Here is a 5,185-nt window from a genome sequence, read left to right as displayed (position 1 = left end):
AAACGCTACCTGAACATCGACCTGCTCAAGGAACAGGAACTGGAACAGAGGCATTCACTGGCCGAGGCAATCTGACACCGACGGGGCACTGCCGAGAAAACAAAAAAGCGAAAAACTCTTTACACTACCCCTTCCGACGACCTGACAACAGTAGATCAGGAAGCAGCACGTGAGGGACTCTTGCGCCCCATTCCCCAAAACGGAACAAACACGAAAAAGGGGTTAGCCTGATTGGCTAACCCCTTGAATTTCTCTGGAGCGGGAAACGGGATTCGAACCCGCGACCTTCAGCTTGGGAATTTGAAGTTGCATCTTTTACCACGCTCTACCCTCCCCTGTCAAGCTCAATATATACAGTATGTTACACCACTAAAAACTTTACCTGCCATTACTTTACCCTACCCTCTTTTACCACAATCTGCTACAATACTGCTACAAAAATGTGGACAAGGAGGCCAGCAATGCCATCCGAGAAATTGACCCAAAGGTTAGTCGATGCACTCCCCTCGACGGAAAGAACAGTCCTGTATTTTGACCAGAACCTTAAGGGGTTCGGCATCTACACCACCAAGAGCGCCAAGACTTACTTTATCCAGGCCCGTGTCAACGGCAAGGAGGTAAAGCGCACCATAGGGAAAGCAGCCCTGATGAAGCTCGATGCAGCCCGCACCGAGGCAAAAGCAATCCTCGCCCAAATGGCAAAAGGCGTAGACCCAGAAGTCGAGAAAAGGCAGGCTGCAACGCTCGGGTTAACGCTCAGACAAACATTTGAACAGTACAAGGAAGGCCGTCAGCTCAAACCGCGCACCATCAAATGCTATGACGACCTCCTCAAAAGCTACGTTTCGGACTGGCTTGACCAGCCAGTTAGCAACATCACGAAAGAGCTTATTGCCCTGAAACACCGGGAAATCGGGACAAATCACGGTGAGAACGCGGCAAACAACCTCATGAGAACCGTCCGGTCCCTTTACAACTTTGCATATATCATGACCAACGAACAGATTCCGGCTAACCCGGTCCTACGGCTCAGTCAGGCTCGACAGTGGTACAAGGTCGAACGGCGGAGAACCATCTTGAAGCCCCACGAATTGAAACCGTGGCACGATGCTGTTTTGAAGATCGAGAACGAGGTAATCCGAGACTACCTGCTGCTGACCATCTTTACCGGGCTCCGTAAGCAGGAAGGGCTCCAGTTGAAGTGGTCCAACGTGGATATGAGGGACCGGTCCTTTACTATCCCGGATACCAAGAACGGAAGACCGCACACCCTCCCCATGAGCACCTTTTTGCACCAGTTGTTCCAGCAACTGCACGTACGCCGGACCAATGAATACGTCTTCCCTGGCCCAGGTGTGGCAGGGCATCTCGTTGAACCCAAAAAACAGCTCGACTTCATCGAGCTTCAGACCAAACTCGCCTTCAACAGCATCCCGGACAAGAAAGCCTTGGCGAAGAAGTTGGAGGAGACGCCGGACGACGTAATGCCAGGTATCAAATTTTGCCTCCACGACCTCCGACGGACCTTTATCACTATTGCCGAAAGCCTCGATATCCCTTATGCTGCGCTGAAACGGCTGCTCAACCACAGCGACGGCAATGACGTGACCGGCGGCTACTTGCAGATTACCACCGACCGCTTACGTGAACCGATGGAGCGGATCAGCACGAAGATGTTGGAGCTGATGGGAGCATAAACTTTTTTTTGGGGGGATAGGTGGCGGATATCACAGGGCTTGACTTGAGTGAGTTGCTTGATTTCGATAAAGAGATGGAAAGGTTTGCGAAAGAGCCGCTTTGGAGTGTGCGAGATTTTTTGCAAGTTATGGTGACGACTCGCTTGGACGACCTCTTCAACGATGATGCTTCAGATGAAGATGACAATGATGTCGAAAGGATCATCGAAGCCACTTACAGGGAGTATTTGGAGACCTTCAAAACTGCGGGGCCTGCTCAACCACCATTAGTCGAAAGGCGGGTTCAGGAAGAGCCGCCATCATACCTACCTTGGCAGTTTGGCTTGATTTACAATGTAAAAACCTTCCTGTCCTCCGCTGTGGGAGAACCGTTGAGAAAGCTCAACAAAGACAGTCGCTTGCTTGCTAAACATATCTCTCCGACAGACGCTATCGCATTCGCCGATTCCCAAGGCTGGCCCATCCACCCCAGACTTATTTTGTTGTTAAGCCCCTCTGAGCCAGCTACCGCTGAGCCAGTCACCGCTGAACCGACGCGATCAAAACCCGATACAGATGAGCCGAAGCGTGGCGTAGCAGGAGCTGAATCGCGCTGGGCAAAGAGAGACAGTCTTGTAAAGTGTGCTGAAACTTTAATGAAGGAAATGCTTAAAATCGGCTGCTTATGCAATCATGAAAAACTTGCCACAATCGCATATGAGCTTGGTACAAACGATGACGGAGTTGTTTTGAAAGACTGCGACCAAAAAAGGTCTGGCCTAAGAGGCGCAATCAAGAAGATGGCAAAATCACTGGTTCCCGAGGAGCGCCAGTTTGGCAATGACAAGTACACCCCTGATGCCTGCCTATGCAAAATCGCTGACCACCAGAAGTTCAAGATGTCCAGACACCGCCAATAGACAGACTCCTTCCGCTTAACCGCTGACCATCACCCCCCCGAATACAACCGACCCCTCTTTTTGCGTCTTCCACCGCCCCCTGGTAGTGCACACCATCACCTCACCCCCACCCATCTGAATGCGATTGTCCTACCCCGTACATTGCAAAATACCTACCCCCACAAATAGGAATCATACCCATAACTATGCATTATTATATGCATTAAGCTAGGTTCGTTGGCCGCCTTCTCGCAATGGTACGCCATACGCACCGCTTCCGCGGCATCTTAGGAAAGGAGAAGAAGTATGGCAGAGCAAGACAAACTTTTGACGCAGAAGGAAGTCGTGGAGTGGACCGGAATGAGCCCCGCGTGGTTCGAAATGAACCGGTTCAAGAAGAAAGGAATCCCTTGGATTCTCATGGGGAGGGCCGTGAGATACAGGACCTCCGCCGTGCAGAAGTGGATTGAGGACAACACGGTAGGCACCGGGATTTAGGAGGCCCCGGATAAGAGGCAGTAAAACTTCGCTCTTTGACAACTAACTACAGGCAATGAAGCTCTCCCCAACTACTGTTGAGGAGCCGTGGGCTGTCGCGGACGACTTAGTGCCGTGACAGTGGCAGTTAAATATCAGGAGAAATTTAGATGGATGATGGAATATTAGATGACGCGAAACGTGCGTTCTTGACCAATGAGGCAATAAGAGGGGTGGTAAAAGCGCTTTACGTGTACCTCGTTGACGATTTCCTCATAGATGAGGCGCCTACGGGTTTCATTGAAGACAACATCCGTTATTTGGACGAGCTTGTCTATGGCAACGATCTCTACTTGGATAGCTTGGTGGGCAGACTTAAAAAGGCCAACAGGACCAACGAGACCGTTGAGAAAGCAGCGCCGAAAGCCTCAATCGGCGTGAAAAACTACGGGGGGCACTGGTACGCCGTAACCAGTCGAGAGACCGATTAGGGGCATGGACTCCCTGTGAACGGGGTTGTGTCCATAACCTGAGGCAAGAAGCACCGGTTTACTGATGAGGATCGACGGGTTCTCTGAGGTATACCGGTTTGACAGTCAAAAGAGAGCGCTCGCAGAACAGGAGGGGCCTGACTTAAGGCGGGCTACTCCATATAAAAAAAGGTAAATCATGAGTACAGAAGTAAATGAGGCCGTTTCGGCAGCCTCCGGTTTAACAACAGGGGATACGGATACCCCGGAAACAATCGATCAAGCACCCTCTACCCCTAGCTTGGACGAGCGAATCAGTAGTGCCACCGTAAGCAATTATCAGGAAGTCCTCGGTGACATCGCGGGACTTGATGACGCCGTTGTTCAGGACGCGCACCTGTTCAAACTTGCTAAAGTCCTGGGAATAACCAAAGCTCTTCTCGCCAAAGAGTTTAAAAAGAAAATGGAGGCTAACGCTGTATCCGAAGAGGGAGAGTCTAGCGGCACCAAGACGGCACTGTTTCCCGGTCTGGTTGACCTGGTCAAAGACGAAGCGGGGAAAATCCGCTATCTCATCAAGCAGGACGATGGGTTGCACTTGGCTGATACGTGGACTGATCCCGATGGCTATACCTGCATCCCGCCGGGTCAGAGGAATCTCGAATTTCAGCTTGCAAATGCCTCACGCGTCATGAGTCTTTACGAGGACACTGACGATCATCGACTATACGAGGACCTGAAGGCTTTCTTTAAGCGGTTTTCGTATCTCGACGACGAGGTGTGGCCGATCATTATCCTGTCGGTCTTTCTCTCTTACATTCAGGACCACCACGATGTTCGCTACATCCCCGGAATCTACTTCTACGCTGTGGCAGAGCGCGGAAAGAGCCGCACGGCGAAGACGATGCTGGCAACTTCGTACAGAGGTATTCACCTTCTGGATATCAGGCCCGCAAACATCGTCAGGTTTTCTGAGCGACTGAACGCCACCATTTTTTTCGACGTGACCGACCTCTGGAAATCAGCTGAAAAGGGCGATGGCTGCGATATTTTGCTCGGTAGGTTCGAGAAGGGTACAAGAGTTGCCAGGGTTCTCAATCCCGACAGAGGCCCATTCGACGACCAGACGTTCTTCAGCGTTTACGGCAGCACCATTTTTGCGACCAACGAGCCGGCTAACGCGACCTTCGAGAGTCGCTGCCTGTCAATCACCATGCCGAACATGCCCGGGGAATACGAGAACCTGAGCCCGGACATGGGACTACCCTTCAAAGACAGGTTGACTGCCTGGAGGGCGAGAATGATGGACAAGCATCTTCCCCGTGTTGAAGCTATACCCGGTATAGGTGGCAGGATCTGGGACATCAGCCTACCGCTTTTCCAGTTGGCGCTGATGGTTGCTCCTGAGACGTTCGACCAGATAAAGAAGGCAGTCCTTGGGATGGCGGGACTGAAGGTCGAGAACAAACGGGATACTCTCGAAGGGAAGATTGTCGATGCCATTGATAAGTCGGTTGACCGAAGGGCTCCTGAAATGTCAATGGCAGCGTAAAAGTGTACCAGTTACGGTAATCGAAAAGTGTACCACCCCCTGTTAGAGAATTGCTTGGTCCAGGGATGTTGCCGTTGAGTCACCTCCTTTCTCGGAGAGTGTCTTGGCGAA

General features: G+C 51.5%; 5 protein-coding genes. All 5 read left to right on the top strand.

Annotated features, from left to right (window positions below; translation table 11 throughout):
* The first annotated feature begins 461 nt into the window (after window positions 1–461).
* The gene (locus tag ACYVL5_RS23280; protein ID WP_460597937.1) at window positions 462–1,697 is read left to right on the top strand and encodes a tyrosine-type recombinase/integrase; all 1,236 of its coding nucleotides are present in this window, start codon (window positions 462–464) and stop codon (window positions 1,695–1,697) included.
* Window positions 1,698–1,717: 20 nt separating this feature from the next.
* Window positions 1,718–2,596: a hypothetical protein gene (locus ACYVL5_RS23275; protein WP_460597936.1), complete on the top strand. Its 879-nt coding sequence runs from the start codon at window positions 1,718–1,720 to the stop codon at window positions 2,594–2,596.
* Window positions 2,597–2,881: 285 nt separating this feature from the next.
* Window positions 2,882–3,073: a helix-turn-helix transcriptional regulator gene (locus ACYVL5_RS23270; RefSeq protein ID WP_460597935.1), complete on the top strand. Its 192-nt coding sequence runs from the start codon at window positions 2,882–2,884 to the stop codon at window positions 3,071–3,073.
* Window positions 3,074–3,222: 149 nt separating this feature from the next.
* On the top strand, window positions 3,223–3,543 hold the full coding sequence (locus ACYVL5_RS23265; RefSeq protein WP_460597934.1) for a hypothetical protein: 321 nt from the start codon (window positions 3,223–3,225) through the stop codon (window positions 3,541–3,543).
* Between the two features lie 178 nt (window positions 3,544–3,721).
* Window positions 3,722–5,074 (top strand): hypothetical protein, encoded by a 1,353-nt coding sequence (locus tag ACYVL5_RS23260; protein ID WP_460597933.1) that lies wholly within the window; start codon window positions 3,722–3,724, stop codon window positions 5,072–5,074.
* The last annotated feature ends 111 nt before the right edge of the window (window positions 5,075–5,185 follow it).

This window comes from Geomonas sp. Red276, from assembly GCF_054784495.1.
Note: the sequence above shows the minus strand (reverse complement) of the source record. Positions and strands in the feature narration are given on the sequence as shown.